At 70.0% G+C, this 17741-nt stretch carries 13 protein-coding genes; 5 read left to right on the top strand and 8 right to left on the bottom strand.

Annotated features, from left to right (window positions below):
- The first annotated feature begins 64 nt into the window (after nt 1-64).
- The 3 genes from QPK32_RS15920 to QPK32_RS15930 all read left to right on the top strand — a co-directional run bounded on the left by QPK32_RS15920 (nt 65) and on the right by QPK32_RS15930 (nt 5913).
- Nucleotides 65-1840, top strand: coding sequence for an ABC transporter ATP-binding protein (locus QPK32_RS15920; protein ID WP_290413770.1), 1776 nt, complete (start codon nt 65-67; stop codon nt 1838-1840).
- Entirely contained in the window at nt 1830-3644 is a 1815-nt protein-coding gene (locus QPK32_RS15925) for an ABC transporter ATP-binding protein (RefSeq protein ID WP_290413771.1), read from the top strand. Before QPK32_RS15920 ends, QPK32_RS15925 begins: the two co-directional genes overlap by 11 nt.
- A gap of 151 nt (nt 3645-3795) precedes the next feature.
- Nucleotides 3796-5913 carry a diguanylate cyclase gene (locus tag QPK32_RS15930; protein WP_290413772.1) on the top strand — a complete coding sequence of 706 codons (2118 nt, stop codon included), beginning with the start codon at nt 3796-3798 and terminating at the stop codon, nt 5911-5913.
- A 16-nt stretch (nt 5914-5929) separates the two neighbouring features.
- Here the strand turns inward: QPK32_RS15930 and QPK32_RS15935 are convergent, their stop codons facing one another.
- The 7 genes from QPK32_RS15935 to QPK32_RS15965 form a co-directional block, all read right to left on the bottom strand.
- On the bottom strand, nt 5930-6262 hold the full coding sequence (locus QPK32_RS15935; protein ID WP_290413773.1) for a hypothetical protein: 333 nt from the start codon (nt 6260-6262) through the stop codon (nt 5930-5932).
- Nucleotides 6263-6314: 52 nt separating this feature from the next.
- Complete coding sequence (locus QPK32_RS15940) at nt 6315-7253, bottom strand: hypothetical protein (RefSeq protein WP_290413774.1); 939 nt, start codon at nt 7251-7253, stop codon at nt 6315-6317.
- Entirely contained in the window at nt 7250-10936 is a 3687-nt protein-coding gene (locus QPK32_RS15945; RefSeq protein WP_290413775.1) for a tubulin-like doman-containing protein, read from the bottom strand. Before QPK32_RS15945 ends, QPK32_RS15940 begins: the two co-directional genes overlap by 4 nt.
- A 26-nt stretch (nt 10937-10962) precedes the next feature.
- Complete coding sequence (locus QPK32_RS15950) at nt 10963-11451, bottom strand: hypothetical protein (RefSeq protein WP_290413776.1); 489 nt, start codon at nt 11449-11451, stop codon at nt 10963-10965.
- 21 nt (nt 11452-11472) lie between these two features.
- Nucleotides 11473-12966, bottom strand: a complete 1494-nt coding sequence (locus tag QPK32_RS15955) for a hypothetical protein (RefSeq protein ID WP_290413777.1) — start codon at nt 12964-12966, stop codon at nt 11473-11475.
- The gene (locus QPK32_RS15960) at nt 12963-14450 is read right to left on the bottom strand and encodes a hypothetical protein (protein WP_290413778.1); all 1488 of its coding nucleotides are present in this window, start codon (nt 14448-14450) and stop codon (nt 12963-12965) included. Before QPK32_RS15960 ends, QPK32_RS15955 begins: the two co-directional genes overlap by 4 nt.
- A 204-nt stretch (nt 14451-14654) precedes the next feature.
- Nucleotides 14655-15161, bottom strand: a complete 507-nt coding sequence (locus QPK32_RS15965; RefSeq protein ID WP_290413779.1) for a DUF3828 domain-containing protein — start codon at nt 15159-15161, stop codon at nt 14655-14657.
- A 256-nt stretch (nt 15162-15417) separates the two neighbouring features.
- Between QPK32_RS15965 and QPK32_RS15970 the strand changes: the two genes are divergently transcribed.
- Both QPK32_RS15970 and QPK32_RS15975 read left to right on the top strand, forming a co-directional pair.
- Nucleotides 15418-16458 carry a hypothetical protein gene (locus tag QPK32_RS15970; RefSeq protein WP_290413886.1) on the top strand — a complete coding sequence of 347 codons (1041 nt, stop codon included), beginning with the start codon at nt 15418-15420 and terminating at the stop codon, nt 16456-16458.
- A 23-nt stretch (nt 16459-16481) separates the two neighbouring features.
- Nucleotides 16482-17321 carry a phytanoyl-CoA dioxygenase family protein gene (locus QPK32_RS15975; RefSeq protein WP_290413780.1) on the top strand — a complete coding sequence of 280 codons (840 nt, stop codon included), beginning with the start codon at nt 16482-16484 and terminating at the stop codon, nt 17319-17321.
- Between the two features lie 234 nt (nt 17322-17555).
- On the opposite strand, the gene QPK32_RS26705 is transcribed toward QPK32_RS15975, so the two are convergent.
- Complete coding sequence (locus tag QPK32_RS26705; RefSeq protein ID WP_290413781.1) at nt 17556-17741, bottom strand: hypothetical protein; 186 nt, start codon at nt 17739-17741, stop codon at nt 17556-17558.

Consider the following 17741-nt stretch of genomic DNA (forward strand, 5'->3'; position numbering starts at 1 on the left):
GCGGGCCGCGGCCCGCTTTTTCTTTTCCGGCCTCCGTCCGGCAGTAACAAGAACAGGATATTCCATGGGTCTGGCAAGGCTGATCGGCGGCTTCGTGCGCCGGCATTGGCGTTCTTATGCATCGTCGGCGGTCATGCTGTTCGGCGTGGCCGTGTGCACGGTCCTCATTCCGCGCAAGACGGGTGCCCTCATCGACGGGCTCGCCGCGCACCGCCTCGGCCAGCACGAGCTGGTCATCGGCATCCTCGAGCTGCTCGGCCTCGGCCTGGCGATCTACGGCCTGCGCGTGGCCTGGCGCCTGCGCCTGTATTCGGCCGCCTACCGCCTCGGCGTCGAACTGCGCACGCAGCTGTATGCGCGCCTGGCGGCCCAGGGCCCGGCCTTCTTCCAGCACCAGCGCACGGGCGACCTGATGGCGCTCGCCACCAACGACATCGACGCGATCGAGCAGGCCGCCGGCGAGGCGCTGCTGGCCGCGTTCGACGGCAGCCTCACGCTCGTCATGGTGCTGGGCATCATGTTCCTGGGCGTCGACTGGCGCCTGACCGCCATCGCCCTGCTGCCCTTCCCGCTGATGGCGCTGGCGTTCTGGCACATCTCGAGCCACATCCATACGGCTGCCGGCGATGCGCTCAAGCGCTTCTCGGATCTCAACGACCACGTGCAGGAGACGCTGTCCGGCGTGCGCACGCTGCGCGCCCTCGGCCTGGAAGCGCGCAGCAGCCAGCAGTTCTCGCAACTGGCCGCCGGCGCGGCCGAGGCCAGCCTGCGCGCCCAGAAATGGGAAGCCGCGTACGAACCGGCCGTGGGCCTGACCCTGACGGCGGCCACCGGCCTGACGCTGGGCCTGGGCGGCTACCTCGTGTGGCAGCAGCAGCTGACCATCGGCGCCCTGACCAGTTTTTCCATGTACCTGGGCCAGCTGATCTGGCCGATGTTCGCGGCCGGCTGGGTGCTGTCGCTGATCGAGCGCGGCCGCGCCGCGCTGGCGCGCCTGCAGCCGCTGCTGGAGACGCCGCTGAGCGTCGACGACCGCGGCACCGTCGCCCAGCTGGAACGCGGACCGCTCGTGTTCGAGCACGTCGGCTTCGCCTACGGCAGCCACGAGCCGCAGGAACGGCGCCAGCAACCGCGCCCGGCGCTGGACGACGTCTCGCTGCGCCTGGAGCCGGGCCGCACGCTGGGCCTGGTGGGCGCCACCGGGGCCGGCAAGTCGACGCTGCTGCGCGTGCTGCTGCGCCAGGCCACGCCGCAGCAGGGCCGCGTACTCTGGGGCGGCCACGCGCTGGACGAATACACGCTCGCCACCCTGCGTTCCGGCATCGCCTGGGTGCCGCAGGAATCCTTCCTGTTCTCGGCCTCGATCGCCGAGAACATCGCGCTGGGCCGTCCCGGCGCCTCGCGTGCCGAGGTCGAGCAGGCGGCCAGGATGGCGGCGATCCACGACGACATCCTGCGCTTCCCGCACGGCTACGACACGCCGGTCGGCGAGAAAGGCATCACGCTGTCGGGCGGGCAGCGCCAGCGCGTGGCGATCGCGCGCTCGCTGCTGGCCGACAGCTCCCTGCTGCTGCTGGACGACGCGCTGTCGGCCGTCGACACGGGCACCGAGACGCGCATCCTCGAACACCTGGACGAATTGCGCCGCACGCGCCCGGAACTGTCGGCGATCATCGCCAGCCATCGCCTGTCGGCCGTGGTCAAGGCCGACCTGATCGTCGTGCTGCGCGACGGCCGCGTCGTCGAACGCGGCACCCACGAACAACTGCTCGCGCTGGACGGCTGGTATGCCGGCCAGTGGCGCTACCAACAACTGGAGGCCAGCCTCGATGCCATCTGATCCGAACCAGGCCGCCAAGAGCGTCAGTGGCGCGCAAGCGAAACAGGCAGCCGGCCTGCTGCGCCGCGCCGCCCACCCCGACCGCGGCCACCTCGGCTGGGCCACCGCCTGGCTGGTCGTCGCCGCCGCGCTGGAAGTGCTCGGCCCCCTGCTGGGCAAGAAGCTGATCGACGACCACCTGCTGCCGCACCACCTGGACTGGACCCGCATGGCCCTGCTGCTGGGCGGCGTGCTGGTCACCGGCTGGGTCGCGTCCTGGCTGCGCTTCCTGCAGCTGGTGCGCCTGTCGGGCCTGGCGATGCGCTCCGTGCAGCGCCTGCGCGAATGGGTCTACGGCCACGTGCTGCGCCTGCCGATGGCCTTCTTCGACCGCGCCATCACGGGCCAGCTGGTCAGCCGCGTCACCAACGACACCGAGGCCGTCAAGACCCTGTACATCCAGGTGCTGTTCGTGATCCTGGACAGCAGCATCGTCCTGGTCGGCACCTCGATCGCCATGGCCTGGCTGGACTGGCGCCTGATGCTGATCGTGCTGGCCCTCGTCCCCGCCGTGCTGGGCATCGTGTGGCTGTACCAGCGCCTGTCGGCGCCGGCGGTGACGCGCGCCCGCGCCCTGCGCAGCGACATCAACGGCCAGATGGCCGAGTCGATCGGCGGCATGAGCGTGCTGCAGGCGAACAATGCCCAGCACCGCTTCGGCCAGCGCTTCGCCGCCACCAACGAGCAGCACTACACGGCGCGCGTGGCCGAGCTGCGCGCCAACGCCTTCCTGCTACGCCCCGCGCTCGACTTCCTGAACGTGGTGCTGCTGGCGGTGGTGATCTACAGCTTCGGCCAGCGCAGCATGAACGCGGTCGAGGTCGGGGTGCTGTACGCCTTCATCAGCTACATCGCGCGCGTGGTCGAGCCGCTCATCCAGATCACGATGCAGTTCAGCGGCCTGCAGCAGGCCGTCGTCGCCACCGCGCGCGTGGCCACGCTGCTGGACGAAAAGGCGGCGGCAGAACATGCCGGCGGCCGAACGGCCGGCGAACGGCCGGCCGTGGCGGCCGACGTGCCGGCGGTGCGCGTTCGCGGCGTGAATTTCGCCTACGTCCCCGGCCAGACCGTGCTGCACGACCTGTCGCTGGACATCCCGCAGGGTGCCTTCTTCGGCATCGTCGGCCACACGGGCAGCGGCAAGTCGACCTTCCTGTCGCTGCTGCTGCGCTACTACGCCTTCGATGACGAGACGCTGGGCAACCGCGGCAGCATCGACCTGTTCGGCGAACCGCTCGCGGGCATCGACAACGCGCGCTTCCGCGCGGAGGTCGGCCTGGTGCCGCAGGACCCGTTCCTGCTGGCGGCGTCCGCCCGCGAGAACATCGACATGGGCCGCGGCCTGCCGCAGGAGACCATCGAGGCGGCGGCGCGCGCGGCCCATGCCCACGACTTCATCATGGCGCTGGAACAAGGCTACGACACGGCGCTGGGCGAAGGCGGCTCGCGCCTGTCCTCGGGACAGAAGCAGCTGATCGCGATCGCCCGCGCCCTCGCCGGCCGCCCGCGCATCCTGCTGCTGGACGAGGCGACGTCGCGCATCGACAGCCAGACCGAACAGATCGTGCAGCAGGCGCTGGCGGAATTGCGCGGCCAGGTGACCATCGTCGCCATCGCCCACCGCCTGTCGACGATCCGCGACGCCGACCGCATCGTCGTGCTGAACCATGGCCGCATCAGCGAGGCGGGCCGGCACGAGGAGCTGATGCAGATCGAGGGCGGCCTGTACCAGCGGCTCTACTTGCTGCAGCAATTGGCCGTGTAATTTCCACATGGAAATTAGACTGTTCAATTTCTGACACAGTAGTGTGTCTTTTACGCATCCCCCTCAGAAAATTGGTCTTTCTCGCTAGCAAGCGGCCTATAATTTCGCCTCTCGACCCGTCCTGGGTCGAACGACGAATCCCTGGGGAACTATGTTGGCAGCCCTGTACAGCGCATTGCAGCACCCCGGCCGCCGCCAGTTGCGGACCGCGCCCCGGCTCGCGTCGCTGCTCGCGCCTGTGCTCGCATCGCTGCTCATGTCCCTGTCCGCCGTCGTGCGGGCCAGCGCCCAGGACGATGCCCCTGCGCCGCTGGACCGCATTACCCAGATCGAAGAGATCATCCGCGTCACGCCCCAGCGCGCCATCCCCCTGCTCGACAAGCTCGATGCCGAGACGCGCGCCGGCAGCCCCGTCGAACGGGCCCATTACCTGATCCTCGCCTGCGACCTGCGCCACCGGCTGGGCGACCACGTCGAATCGGCGGCGCTGTGCGACCAGGCGCTGCAGCTGGCGCGCCAGGCGCGCGACAACGATGCCATCGCCAAGGCCATGCTGTCCAAGGCCTATGCGCTGTTCAGCCTGAACGAGATGACGCAGTCGCACGAACTGATCTGGGCGGCGGAACGGGCCAGCACGGACAGCCGCGATGCCGGCCTGCGCGTGCGCGCCCTGATTTCCTCGGGCGAGGCCTTTGGCGAGGACGGCAACCTGCCGATGGCGCTGGTCAAGACCCAGGCGGCCGTCACGCTGGCGCGCCAGACCGGCCAGCCGCTGCACGTGCTGGTGGCCCTGAAGGCGCTCGCCTACCAGTACTACCTGATCCGCGAATACGACAAGGGTTTCGAGGCGATCGGGGAAGCCGAGGCCATCGCCGTGGCGATGAAATGGCCGGGCCGCCTGGCCATCCTGAAGACGACGGAGTATTTCCTCGCCGTCGGCGCCGGCACCCTGCAGCGCGGTACCAGGGTGCTGCTGGAGACGCTCGCGCTCGAACGCGAGATCGGCGCGGACGAACTGATCGCGAACACCCTCGTCAACCTGTCCGACGCCTATCTGCAGCAGCGCAAGTATGCCGAAGCGCTGTCGTATGCCCAGCAGGCGCTGGGCCAGGCGCTGCACCTGCACAACGATGCGGTCGCGGCCACGGCGCGCATCAACGTCGGCCACGGCTACCTGGGCATGGGCCGCCTGGCCGAGGGCAAGAAGACCATCGAGGAAGGCATCGCCTGGTACGACCGCGCGGCCAACAAGCCGGACCTGCAGAGCGTGCTGGTCGAATACGGCGACGCGCTCGAGCGCGTCGGCGACCTGCCCGGCGCGCTGGCCGCCTACCACCGCGAGCGCAAGCTGTCCGACGAACTGTTCGAAAAGCGCCGCCAGAAGGCGGTGACGGAACTGCAGGAGAAATACGAGGCCGACAAGCGCCAGCGCCAGATCCAGCTGCTGCGCCAGGAAAACCAGGTCAAGTCGACGGAACTCGACAACCGCCGCCTGCAGCAGCGCATCTGGTGGCTGCTGGCGCTCGTGTTCGCGCTGGCCTCCGTCATCGTCGGCATCCTGTACCGCAAGGTGCGCCACGCGAACGCCCGGCTCGAGGAAAAGAACCTGGAACTGAAGCAGCAGAGCGCGCGCGATCCGCTGACGGCGCTGTACAACCGCCGCCACTTCCAGGAATTCATGCGCAACCACGACGGGGTGGAGCGGCGCCATGCCGGCAGCGCCGACGACATGGTCGGCGCCATGTTCCTGCTCGACGTCGACCACTTCAAGCACATCAACGACACCTACGGCCACGGCGCCGGCGACGCCGTGCTGCGCGAGATCGCCGACGCGCTGCGCGACATCCTGCGCGAGACCGACATGATCGTGCGCTGGGGCGGCGAGGAATTCCTCGCCTTCCTGCCGGCCGTCCCGCGCGGCAACCTGGACGAGGTGGCGCGCCGCTTGCTGTCCGGCATCCCGGCGCGCACCATCGACTACCAGGGCGTCCCGCTGTCGGTCAACGTCTCGATCGGCTTTGCCCCGTTCCCGCTGGCGCCGGGCGGCGCCCCCATCTCGTGGGAACGCGCCGTGAACATCGTCGACATGGCGCTGTACCTGGCCAAGGGCCACGGCCGCAACCGCGCCTACGGCGTGCGCGGCCTGGCCCAGCTGGACGGCGCCGCGCTGGACCTGGTCGAGCAGGACATCGAGCAGGCCTGGCGCGCCGGCCTGGTCGAGCTGTCGATCGTGCAGGGCAATCCGGCGGAGCTGCGCGCGGCGTCCTGATCACGGAGCGACGGGCTTAATGCGCGGCCTGCTGGATCTTCTGGCCCGTCTCTTCCACCTTCTCCCCGACCTTCTCGGTGGCGCGGTCCAGGTTGCGGCGCGCTTCCTCGGTCGCGTCCTGGGCGTCGATGCGCGCCCGGCGCGCCGCGGCGTCGGCCTTGGCGACCTGTTCCTGCATCTTGTCCCTGACCTTGTCGCCGGCGTCGTCGACCGCGGCGGCGGCGCGGGCGCCGGCATCGTCGACGGCCTTGCCGGCGCGCTCGGCCGGACCGGGACCGGCGTCCTGGCGGCTGCAGGCGGACAGCAGCGCAAGGAGCGATAAGGTAGCGATAAGCGATGCGCGTTTCATGGCAGACCTCCTTTTTGTTGTCAAATATACACCCAACAACAAGGAGATGGCGCTACGGCACCGCCAGCGGATGCTCGCGCCGCGCGGCGTCGATGCGGCCGCGCAGCGCCCGCGTGTCCTCGTCCTCGCCCCAGCGCTTCACGTAGGCCTGCAGGCGCAGGCGGGCGCGCTCCGCGTTGCCGGCCTTGAGCGCGGCCTCGGCCGCGTCCTGCGCTTCCGTCCACGCCCTGTCCTTCTGGCGCCGGCGCGTGCACTTGCCCGCTTCCTCGTTCAGCGCCTTCTGCACCCGCTCGAGCTGGGCCGGCGTCGCCCGCTCCGCGCGCAGCGCGATCAGCTCGTCCTGCGCCTCCTTCGCCTTGCATTCGCGCGCCAGCGCGATGGCCGCCTCGATGCGCCGCTCGGTCTTCTTCGCCGACGGCTTGGCGACCAGCCACACGGCCCACAGGATCGCCAGCGCCAGGATCCACCAGCGCAGGCGGATCGGTTCGCGCTGGCGCGGCGCCGACTGGCCGCCCGTGACGCCGGGGCGCGGGGGTGGGCCCGCCGCTGCGCCAGGGCTGGCCGTGCCGCTACGGCCGAAGGCGTGCGGCGATGGCGGCGATGGCGGCGGAGGTGGCGGCTTGGGCGTTGGAGGCGGCTCCGGGGCCTTCGGCGGCGGCGCCGGCGATGACGACGCTGGCGATGGTGACGGTGAGGGCGGCGGCGCCGACGCTTCCGCTTCCGGCGCATCCGCCCACCCGGACAGCGACGCGGCCGCCGTGGCGCCGGCCGCGGCCAGGGCGGCGCGACCGGAATTACGCTCGGTCTCGCGCCCGGTCTCGCGCTCGGTCTCGCGCTCGTCAGCGGCGCTGCGCGCGTCCGCCTGCGCGCGCGCGCCGGCGTGCTGCGCGGTGCCGCACCACGGACAGAAATTCACCGGGCGCGGCATGGCGCGCGCGCAGGTGGGATTGATGCAGCGGTAGATCGTTTCGTCCTGCACGTCGGCCCTCATTCCGGATCCGGGATGCCGTCGTCCGGATCGGGGATCGCGTCGTCGAGGAGCGGCGCCAGCTCGGGCATCTCGCCGACCGTCTTCCATTTGTCGACGCGCGGATTCCACGCCATGTTCCAGATGCGCGTGCCGGCATCGATGTCGCCGCGCGCCAGCTGCTGGGCCACTTCGTCGACGCCGAACGGCCCGCGCTGGGCGCCGCCGACGAACAGCTTGTAGCGCGCGGCCGGCGGCGTGGCGCCGACCACGAAGGCGGCCGGGCCCAGCTGCGCCATCGGCACGCCGGGCGCCGCCGTCCGTGGCGTCCCCGCCACCCCCGTCACCCCTGCTGCGCGCCGTTCCAGCGCCTGGGCGGCGCGCGCCTCGCTGGCCAGGAATTCCGGCTTGATGGCGCGCTTGTCGACGGCGCGCTCGACTTCCCATCGGTAGGCGTCGCCGGCCGAATCGGGAACGACGTCGGTCCACGCGTCGAGCTGCGCGAGCGCGGCCTCGACCTGGGCCGGCGACAGCGTCGGATCGAGCGCCGTCGCGCGCTTGATCCAGGCGTCGTACAGGCGCCGCGCCGTGATGTTGGGCAGCGACGGCGACGGCAGCTGGGCGCCGGTCTCGTCCACTTCCAGCTTCGGTTCGTACACGCGCAGCTGGTAGTGGCGCATCAGCGCGGCCAGCAGCGCCAGCTGGTGCGGCCCCATCGCGTTCAGGCGGCGGCGCACGGCCTCGACGATCTGCTCGCGGTAGTACGGCGGCAGGCCGTTGGAGCGGATCGCGTACTCGTTACCGATCTGCAGCCACTCTCCGGACCCCGGCTCGACCTCGAACAGGTACTGGCCGCGCGGCTGGAACGCCGCCTCGCGGTCTCCCGCATCCTGTTTGCGGCGCAGGACGCCCAGCGCCACGGCCTGCAGGAACCAGTCGTAGTCGTCGGCCAGGCGGTTCAGTTCGTCCATCGACGGCGAGATCGGATGGCGGTAGCGCGTCGAATCGAAGTGCACGTGGGTCGGGATCTTCGGGTTCTCGATCTGGTAGCTGGCGCGCCAGGTCGGCAGGCCGCGCAGGACCGTCATCGGATAGCCGGACAGCTCGATATAGCACACGGCCCGTCCCGGCACGCCCGTGTTCACGATCGACACCAGGTCGCCGTGGAAGAAATTGGTCGGCACGGCGGCGCGGATCTCCCCTTCCAGCCGGCGCCAGGCGACCGGATCGCCCACGCCGATGAAACACTTGAACTGGTCGGCGCCCGGCGTGAACTCGGCCGAGAAGCGCGCGTTCACCCACGGCATGGCGCTGCGGATCCATTCGCTGAACACGCGGTGGCGCTCCTGCGGGGGCATTGCGCCGAGGCGGTCGAGCAGCGGGTCCTCGGCGTGTGTCGCCTCCTGGCCCGACAGCTGCACCTGGGCGCGACGGAACAGCTTGAGCAGCAGGTCGGCGCGATGGCGCTCGTCGCCCAGCTGCGGGAACAGGCGCGCCGAGCCGCCGAATTCCAGCAGCACTTCCTCGCTCCACGCGCTGACGTCGCCCGTCAGGCGCACCGGCTCGGGCAGCGTGTCGTCGGCGAGCTTGATCGTCGTCGCATGTTCCTGGCGGGCGTCGGAGCGCAACTGGCCGATGCGCTGGTCGACGGCGGCCAGCATGGCCTGCACGGCGCGGCGCCCGTCCTGGAACTCGCCGGCCAGTCCGCTCCAGCGCGGTTGGCCGTGCTCGTCCAGCGATTGCGGATCGCCCAGCCAGGCCGACAGCGACTGCATGACTTCGATCGCCTGGCCGGCCGCCACGGCCAGCAGGTGGAAGCGCAGGTAGTCGGCGATGTCGCGCTTGAGGTGGTTCATCACCTCGCGCGCCTGGGTGTCCTTGCCGAACAGGCGGCTGGAAGCCTGCGACAGGTTGTTCAGCGATTCCTCGACCTGGCGCGTGCGCAGCGCGTCGCGCACGTCGCGGTAGCGCTTGCCGTTGCGCTGGGCGTTGGCCAGGTCGCGCTGGGCCAGCCGCGCCTTCACCTGTTCCAGCAGCGACAGCACGAATTCCAGGCCGCCCTGCTTGCGGTCGTCCAGCAGCATGTACAGGCGGCCGCGCACGTTCAGGCGCAGCTGCGCCAGCAGTTCCCCCGTATGGCGCTTGATGCGGTCCTCGCTCGTCTCGGCGGTGGCGCCGGCCTCGCGGATGGCGTCGCGTTCCAGGTTCGGCAGCAGCTCGACGACCTTCTCGCGCCAGACCTTCAGCTCGTAGGACGCCATGATGCGGTCGATCTCCAGCTGCACCTTGCTCTCCACGCGCTCCAGCAGCGAGCGGCCGTCGCGGTCCAGCAGCAGCATGTCGGTGAGCGCGTATTCCTGGAACGGCCCGACGTCGACGGTGCCCTTGCGGAAGTCCGGGAATTCCGTGAACGGGCGCTCGCTCATGCCCATCTGCTCGCGCATGAAGGCGTCGCGCTCGTTGTCGGCGGCGCGCCGGGCCGCGGTACCATCGCTGCCCGCCAGGCCGAAGAAGGCCTTCACCATCAGCGCCGCCAGCTCGTAGGCGCGGATGTCCTCGCGCAGGCTTTGCTGGGTGTCCAGCACGGACTGGCCGAACGCCGAATACACCTTCGAGTAGGACAGGCGCATGTCGCCGAAGCGGCTCTCCGGCACGCGCGGGTTGTACGGCCCCAGCTTGTGCTGCTGCTGGTTGACGGCCACCGAGCGCTTGCGGTTGGCAAAGTCGGCCGAGGCGAAATCCTCGAACAGCGTGTCGGCCACCATCTGGTACACGTCCTTGACGTCCAGCGTGGCCTTGTTGGCGAGATTGGCCGTGTCGACGAAGTACACGTCGTCGAACGGGGCGCCGCGGCCCGTCACGCTGTCCGGCTCCATCCACTGCACCTGCGCGTTCATGTCGCGCATCGTCGTTTCCAGTTCCATCAGCGTGGCGTAGGCGTTCGCCTCGGTGCGCTCCTTGTTCGCCTTGGCGTAGCCCGAGGGCAGGAACATCACGAGGTCGACCTGGCTGTCCGACACTTCCTGGCGCGCGATCGCCTTGGCGATCCAGCCCAGGTCGATGGCGCTGCCGGCGCCGGTGCCGCCCGCGTTCGACGCGATGACGACGATGCGGAACTTCGACGTGTCGACCTGCAGGCCGAGGCGCTGGTAGTTTTCCTTGCGCTCGATGCCGGCATTGCTGCTCAGGGAATTCAGCGCGCCCTTGATGCGGCCGCGCAGCTTCGGGTATTTGTCGAACAGGTACAGCCGCGCCAGCGCGCGGATCTGGCCCGCGCCCTTGGACGGATCGATGCCCAGCGAGCGCAGCTTCTTGGGCCGCAGCGGCATCCAGCTTTCGATCAGGGGGAACCGCGCCAGGCTGTCGTCGGACTCGTGGTACTGCGGCAGGTCGAGCGGCTCGACCAGGCGCTCCTCGTCCGTCAGCTTGACCAGGTCGAACCAAGGGTCCGTGCGCTGCGACTTGCCTTCGTCGATGACGGCGTTCGCGTCCAGGTCGAAGTGCAGGAAGCGCGCCACCGGGAAGTCGGCGATCGACTCGACGCGGGTCGGGTGGTGGCGGTTCCATACTTCCGACAGGATGCGGCGGCGGATGCGCATCATGACTTCCATGCCGGTGCCGCCGGCGCCGATGAACAGCGTCGGGCGCAGGTCGACCTTCAGTTCGTTCTTGCGGTTCAGTGCGGAGGGATCGGGAAAATCTGCCATGGGGTGCTGTCTCCTGGTTCCTGGTCTTAGCGGCGGCCGACGAACAACGCGGCGACGAGGGTGACGACGCCGACCACGACGAGCGGCCCCGTGATCGCCAGCGTCAGGTACTTGCTGGCATTGACGATCGCCAGCACGGCCGCCGCCGACAGGAAGGACATGCCGACGAACAGCAGCCAGCCCGCGCTGCCGGCCGACGACGGCGACACGCGCTTGACCACCAGGTGATGCACGTAGGCGTTACGCACGAAAAAATAAATCACCAGCAGCACGACGATGATCGCCCCGGCAATGGCCATGTCGCGTCCCGAGGTGTCGCGCAGCGGCGCCGCGCTCGGGTTGGTGGCGCCGCCGGGCGCGATCTCGACCGGCATGTGCGAGGTATCTGGCGCCGTCCTGGGGCCGGCATCGTCCGGCGTGGTCTGGCCCGGCAATTTGAAACCGGGGTCGGCGGCGGTATCCGGCGCCTGGTGTGATGGTGTTCCCGGCGTCGATGGGCTTGGCGTGGCTTGCATGGTCGTCCTTCGTCGTTGTTGTCAGCGGCCCAGCCGGACTTGCGCACCGTCGCGCAGGTCGATCAGCTCGTGGCCGAACAGGGTCGTCTTCAGGCGGGCCACCTGGTTGCCCGCCTTGTCGTAGATGGGCTGCACGGCGCCCGCGCGCGTGCGCACCGTGCGCAATTCGTCTTCCACCGTCAGGTGCACGCGGCGCGGCCGTGCATAGGCCCAGGCCGCGGCGGCCCCGGCGGCGAGCAGCGCCAGCGCGGCGCCGATGGCCGCGTACAGCGGCCCCGAGCCGTAGTGCACCCGCACCTCGACGGGCAGGCTCGCGCTGGAATCGCGGATCTCGGCGGGCGGCGTGAAGATGTCCGGCAGCGGATCGCCCGGGAACAGCGCCGCCATGCGCGCGCGGAACGCCTGCGACAGCGCCAGCTTCTGGCCGTGCAGCTGCAATTCGATATGGCCCGGCAGCACGAAGGCGGAGCCGGCGGCCTTGAGCGCGTCGAGCGACCAGGTGCCGGGCAGCTGCGCCACCGGCAGCTGCACGCGCGAGACCAGCGGCGCCTGCTTGCCGGGCGCCAGGCGCGCGACGCTGCCGTCTTCCAGCACGATGCGGTGGTTGGCGCCGTTCAGCACGGAGCGCGCGCCGACGCTGGCGCCGACGATGGTGTAGGGGTAGATCGTGTTCTCCAGGTTCCAGCGCACGGTGGCGAAGGGTTCCAGCGCGCCCGGCGCGACGTCGGCGCGCAGCACGCCGTTCGCATCCATCGACATCGCGACGCCGGGCGCGTCCTCGACCCGGCGCGGCACCAGGCGCACCGTGTCGCGGTCCAGCGGCTTCAGGCGCGCCGGCGGTTCCGTGATCACGCGCTTCACGCGCCCTTCCGCCACCAGCTGGTCGAGCGCCCGCTCCCCCTCGGCGCCGACGGCGAACACGTACACCATCAGGCCGTTGGCGCGGTAGTGCTCGCCCTGCACGGGCATGCGCAGCGGGAAGGCGAGCGCCTTGGCGATGGCCGGGCCGCGGTGGATCAGCGCATAGAATTCGCGGTTGCGCTGCGCCGTCGCCTGGTCGTTGTTCGGGCTGTTGCGGTTGTTCGTGAACAGCCACACGAGGCCCGGCTTGCCCTGCAGGACGCCGTCGATGGACGCCGTGACGGCTTCGCCCAGGTCGGTATCGGCCAGCGCCCCGCCCTTCGGCTTCCTGGCCGTCTCCAGGCCCGCCAGCGCAGCGCGCACGTGCGCGGCCGTGGCGCCGCCCGCCTGCTCCGACAACAGGCCGCGCGGCGACGGCGCGCCGGGCTGCGACTGGTTGAACGCGGCCAGCACCAGCGCGTCGCCGGGCCGCACGACGCTGTCGACGAGGGCCGCGACGAGCGGCTTGAACGGCGACTTCGGATCGGCATAGAACGGCTCCATCCAGCCCGAGTTCTGCACCAGCACCACCTGCGGGATGGCCTGCGCGGGCACGGCGGCGGCCAGGCCCAGCGCCGCCAGCGCGGCCGCGAGGAAGCGTACGGTACGTGTCATGGCGCTTCCAGGTCCCAGCCGCGGATCCGGTTCCAGTCCGGATGGTGCAGCCACAGGCGGCCCGCGTACACGAAGGGCACGCAGGCGAGCGGACGCGCCAGGCGCGCGACTTCGTCGAGGATGACGTTGCGCCGGCCGATCCACTCCACCGTCGTGCGCGGGATCACGCGGTCGGCCAGCGCCTCCTCGGCGCGGCCCGTGTACTTGTGGAAGCGCAGCACCAGGCCGCTGGGCTGGGCGCGGTTGTTGTTGAAGCCGCGCAGCAGCGGCAGCACCAGCGCATCGTCTTCCATCTGGTCTTCCACGTGTTCGCCGGACCAGGGTTCGTCGACGACGGGGTGGCCGCGCCGGAACAGCAGGTTGGCGAAGCCCAGGCGCGCGCCGTCGATCGGGGCGCGCTGCGGCGCGGCCACGCCCAGTTCAAGGAAGGAATACGACTGGCCGTCGTGCCCGATCAGCCACATGCGTCCGTCGCGGCTCAGCGTGGGCCCGCCCAGGTCGAGGCTGGGCAGCCAGGTATCGGGCCAGGCGATCCAGCGCGGCGCCTCGCCCGGACGCCACACCAGCTGGCCTTCGCCGTGCAGCCAGAACAGCTGGCCGTCGTAGCCGATGGGCCGGGTCCAGCCGGACAGCGGCAACGCGCCGCAATCGTAGGCGGGACCGGGCGAGAAATCGGCGCCCAGCGTGCACAGTTCCAGCGTGCCGGCGGCGCCGCGCACGAGGCAGCCGATCTGGTGCCGCATCATGCCGGGCGCCGCGGCCACCGGGGCGGCCAGCACGGCACGCGTGCGGCAGGTTTCGCCGACGGGGTCCATCCACAGGCGGTACAGGCCGCGCGCCGTCGGCACCAGGCCGACCTCGCCGCGCTCGCCTTCGACGGCCGGCAGCCAGCCGTAGTCGGACGCGCCGAACGCGAGGTCGGCCGCGCCTTCCTCGGGCAGCAGCACGTGCCAGGTCTCGCCCAGCGGGTCCCAGTACTGCAGCACGCCGCGCGCGGGCGCCAGCGCCAGCAGGCGCTGTTCGTGGAAGCCGAAGGTGGCCGCGGCGAACACGCAGTGGGCGTTCGGCGGCGCCGGCAGCGTGGCGTCGAAGCGGCCCACGTGCGGCGCCGGCGTGCGTTCCTCCAGGCCCTCGCCCAGCGCCAGCGAGGTCACCGGCAAGCCGTGCGGCACGTGGCGCGGCAGCAGCGGGTCGGCCCAGGCGCCCCACCAGTCGGGCCGGCGCTCGCGTTCCAGCGCCGGCCGGCGCAGGGGCTGGCCGCACTCCGGACAAAAGGCGAATCCTTCGGGATAGACAGGGGCATGCGCGCAGGCCGTCGGCAGCGAGGCGCCGAGCAGGTGCGCGCAATCGGCCACGCGGCCGCGCGCCTGCACGCCGGCCTGCCAATCGATGCGGCCCAGGCCCGTGCCCGCGGCCAGCACGTAGCCGCTGCCCGCCTCGCGTTCCAGCCAGACGCTGGCTGGCGTTTCCCATCTGTATGCCATTCGCTCCACCGTCGATCGTCAAAAATCGCCCGGTCCACATGCAGGAGGCTGTCGCACAAGGCGCATGGCGGCGTTGCGGCGCCTTGCCCTGCACTTTTTGCGATAGCCTCGCACATCGGGACCGTTGCGCTTTTGAAATGATATATCCGGCGTCAACGCGACGGCGCGCCGTTCACGAGGTAGCAGCTGGCTGTGCTTCAGGCATCAAATGACGGGCTGGTCGAGGGAACTTTCGGCGCCTTGCTCGCGCGCCGGGTTCACGTGGCGGATCTTCCAGCTGCCGCCTTCGAGCACCATGTCCAGCGCCAGCGTGCGCACCGGCTCGCCGCCGGCGCCCAGCGTGACGATGACGTCGGCGACCCGTTCGCGGCCCAGGGTGCGCTGGTGCACGGTGACGGCGTGCACCTGGCGGCGCAGCCAGTTGCCGTCGTAGTGCGCGGCCTGCAGGAAGTAGTCGCCGTCCGGCGCCCCACCCGCCTTGCCCGCCTGCGCGTCCCGCAGGCGCGCCACCAGCTGCGCCGCCAGGTCGCGCGCCACGTAGCCGAGGAAGCGCTCGTGGCGGTCGCTGAGCGGGTCCTGGTCGGCCGCCAGCGTTTCCAGGTACCAGCCGTAGAATTCCACCGCGACCGCATCCGGCGGCCTGGGCGCGGCCGGCGCCGCCGTCGGCGCGGCGAGCGCGCACCATGCGAGCAGCACCGAGCACAGGGCCACGGCACTTCTCGCCAATAAGCGAGCAAATAAGCTGGCAAATAAGCCAGCGAATAAGCCAGCGAATAAGAAATTTCCATTTAGAATCAACATGATGGCGCTCCCGACAGCATCCACTGTGCAGCAAGGACGGCCCCTGCCCCGTGAGCTGGCGCAAGCGGCGGCCGGCGGGGCGGCGGCGGCGGCGGCCACGCGCCCGATCGCCCCGGATGGCGCCGGATCGTATAATGCCGGGCTGTATCCATCCGCCGTTTTCGCCATGACCACCCCGGACCTGCCCGCCGCCGCCATCGACGCCGCCACCGCCCACCTGCGCGACGTGCTCGCGATCGCGCTCGAGCACGGCCCCGGCCGGCGCGCGCTGGTCGTGTACGACACCCGCACTGCGCTATCACGCGCCCTCGTCGCGGCCTACCGCCGCAACCTGCCCGAAGGACCGGAGGCGCGCTTCATCGACTTCGACGCCGTCGCGCCGCAGCAGGTGCTGGACACCTTCGGCACGCTGGCGCCGCAGGACCTCGTCGTGCTGGTGCAGTCGACCAACTTCCGCCTCGACGGCTTCCGCCTGCGCGTGGAACTGTTCAAGCTGGGACTGAAGGTGATCGAGCACGTGCACCTGTCGCGCATGCCGGGCGCCCAGGGCGAGCACTACGTCGCGTCGCTGGCCTACGACCCCGCCTATTTCCGCGGCGTGGGCCACGCGCTCAAGGCGCGCATCGACCGGGCCGCGCGCGCCGAGGTGCATGGCGGCGGCGAGGTGCTGGCGTTCGACTCGCCGTTCGAAGGCGCCAAGCTGAACGTGGGAGACTACGGCGCGATGCACAACGTGGGCGGCCAGTTCCCCATCGGCGAAGTGTTCACCGAGGCCAGGGACCTGGAAGCCGTCAGCGGCCGCGCGCAGATCCACGTGTTCGGCGACACTTCCTACCTCGTCAACCGTCCCGCCGTGCCGGTGACCGTCATCATCGAGCGCGGGCGCGTGGTGGGCGCCGAGAACGTCACGCCGGAATTCCAGGAAGTGCTCGACATCATCCGCCGCGACGAGGGCGAGGTGTGGGTGCGCGAGCTGGGCTTCGGCATGAACCGCGCCTTCACGCGCGAGCGCCGCGTCGACGACATCGGCACCTACGAGCGCATGTGCGGCATCCACCTGTCGCTGGGCGCCAAGCACGGCGTGTACGCCAAGCCGGGCTTCAAGCGCAAGGATGCGCGCTACCATATCGACGTGTTCGTCGTGACGGATGCCGTCTACCTCGACGACGAACGGGTCTACGCCGACGGCGCGTGGACCGTCCAGTGAACCACGAACCAACGAGAACGACCATGCTCAACCAGGAACAGCGCGACCAGTACCAACGCGACGGCTACATCGTCATCCCCGGCTTCAAGGCCGATGCCGACATCGCCGCCCTGCGCCGCCGCGCCGGCGAGATCGTCGACGCCTTCGACCCCACCGAGTCGCGCAGCATCTTCACCACGCAGAACCAGATGAGCGCCAGCGACGCCTGGTTCCTCGGCTCGGACAACACGGTGCGCTGCTTCTTCGAGGAAGAAGCGTTCGGCGCCGACGGCCAGCTGAAACAGGCCAAGGCCCTGTCGATCAACAAGATCGGCCACGCGATGCACGACCTCGACCCCGTCTTCGAAGCCTTCACGCGCGACGCCAAGCTGGCCGCGGTGGCGCGCGACCTGGGCCTGGAACAGCCGCAGGTCTGGCAATCGATGTACATCTTCAAGCAGCCCGGCATCGGCGGCGAGGTGCGCTGGCACCAGGACGCCACCTTCTTCGACTCGACCCCGATCAGCGTGACCACGTTCTGGTTCGCGCTGGAAGACGCGACCATCGAGAACGGCTGCCTGTGGGTCGAACCGGGCGGCCACCGCGGCCCGCTGCGCGAGCGTTTCCTGCGCGACGGCGACCGCATCTCGATGGAAAAGCTGGACGCCACGCCCTGGCCCGACGACAGCACGGCCGTGCCGCTCGAGGCGAAGGCCGGCGACCTGGTCTGCTTCCACGGCCTGCTGCCGCACTACAGCGCGCCGAACCGCTCGCCCGTCTCGCGCCATGCGTTCACGCTGCACGTGACGGATGCCCGTACCGCTTATTCGCCGCGCAACTGGATCCAGCGCGACGCCAGCCTGCCGGTGCGCGGCTTCGACTGAACGCGGCGTTCCCGCCGCCAGGCGGCGGGCTCCCCTCCCACGGCGCCAGCCGCGCGCCGTCCTGCCGCCGTGCCACACAACGTCAAGACAATTGATAAAAGTCAAAATGTCAACAGATCAAAGGGCCAGGAACGTACCTTCCTGACAACGCCATCTATTGACAGTTTTCCTCCATTTTCACTCTTGCAACGGAATTAAGTTTCGATATGCGGCGATCTTAAAAATTTTATCCGGTTATGACAGGGCAATGTTAACGCTATCATAAATTTGCAATTCCTTTTTGATAACGTTTTCAGGAGCCGGACCATGCCTTTCCAGCATCATCGTCTCAGCCGCGTTGTTCAATCCCTTCTCATTGCATGCAGCCTGTGCGCAGGCGCAGCCCCGGCCTTCGCCACCACGCTCGACTTCGAAACGCAC

It is taken from the genome of Massilia sp. YIM B02763 (assembly GCF_030412015.1).
In the GTDB taxonomy this organism is placed as follows: Bacteria; Pseudomonadota; Gammaproteobacteria; order Burkholderiales; family Burkholderiaceae_D; genus Telluria.

Coding starts and splice junctions, on each gene's coding strand:
- QPK32_RS15920 (WP_290413770.1), top strand. CDS start 65: ATGGGTCTGGCAAGGCTGATCGGCGGCTTCGTGCGCCGGCATTGGCGT.
- QPK32_RS15925 (WP_290413771.1), top strand. CDS start 1,830: ATGCCATCTGATCCGAACCAGGCCGCCAAGAGCGTCAGTGGCGCGCAA.
- QPK32_RS15930 (WP_290413772.1), top strand. CDS start 3,796: ATGTTGGCAGCCCTGTACAGCGCATTGCAGCACCCCGGCCGCCGCCAG.
- QPK32_RS15935 (WP_290413773.1), bottom strand. CDS start 6,262: ATGAAACGCGCATCGCTTATCGCTACCTTATCGCTCCTTGCGCTGCTG.
- QPK32_RS15940 (WP_290413774.1), bottom strand. CDS start 7,253: ATGAGGGCCGACGTGCAGGACGAAACGATCTACCGCTGCATCAATCCC.
- QPK32_RS15945 (WP_290413775.1), bottom strand. CDS start 10,936: ATGGCAGATTTTCCCGATCCCTCCGCACTGAACCGCAAGAACGAACTG.
- QPK32_RS15950 (WP_290413776.1), bottom strand. CDS start 11,451: ATGCAAGCCACGCCAAGCCCATCGACGCCGGGAACACCATCACACCAG.
- QPK32_RS15955 (WP_290413777.1), bottom strand. CDS start 12,966: ATGACACGTACCGTACGCTTCCTCGCGGCCGCGCTGGCGGCGCTGGGC.
- QPK32_RS15960 (WP_290413778.1), bottom strand. CDS start 14,450: ATGGCATACAGATGGGAAACGCCAGCCAGCGTCTGGCTGGAACGCGAG.
- QPK32_RS15970 (WP_290413886.1), top strand. CDS start 15,418: ATGACCACCCCGGACCTGCCCGCCGCCGCCATCGACGCCGCCACCGCC.
- QPK32_RS15975 (WP_290413780.1), top strand. CDS start 16,482: ATGCTCAACCAGGAACAGCGCGACCAGTACCAACGCGACGGCTACATC.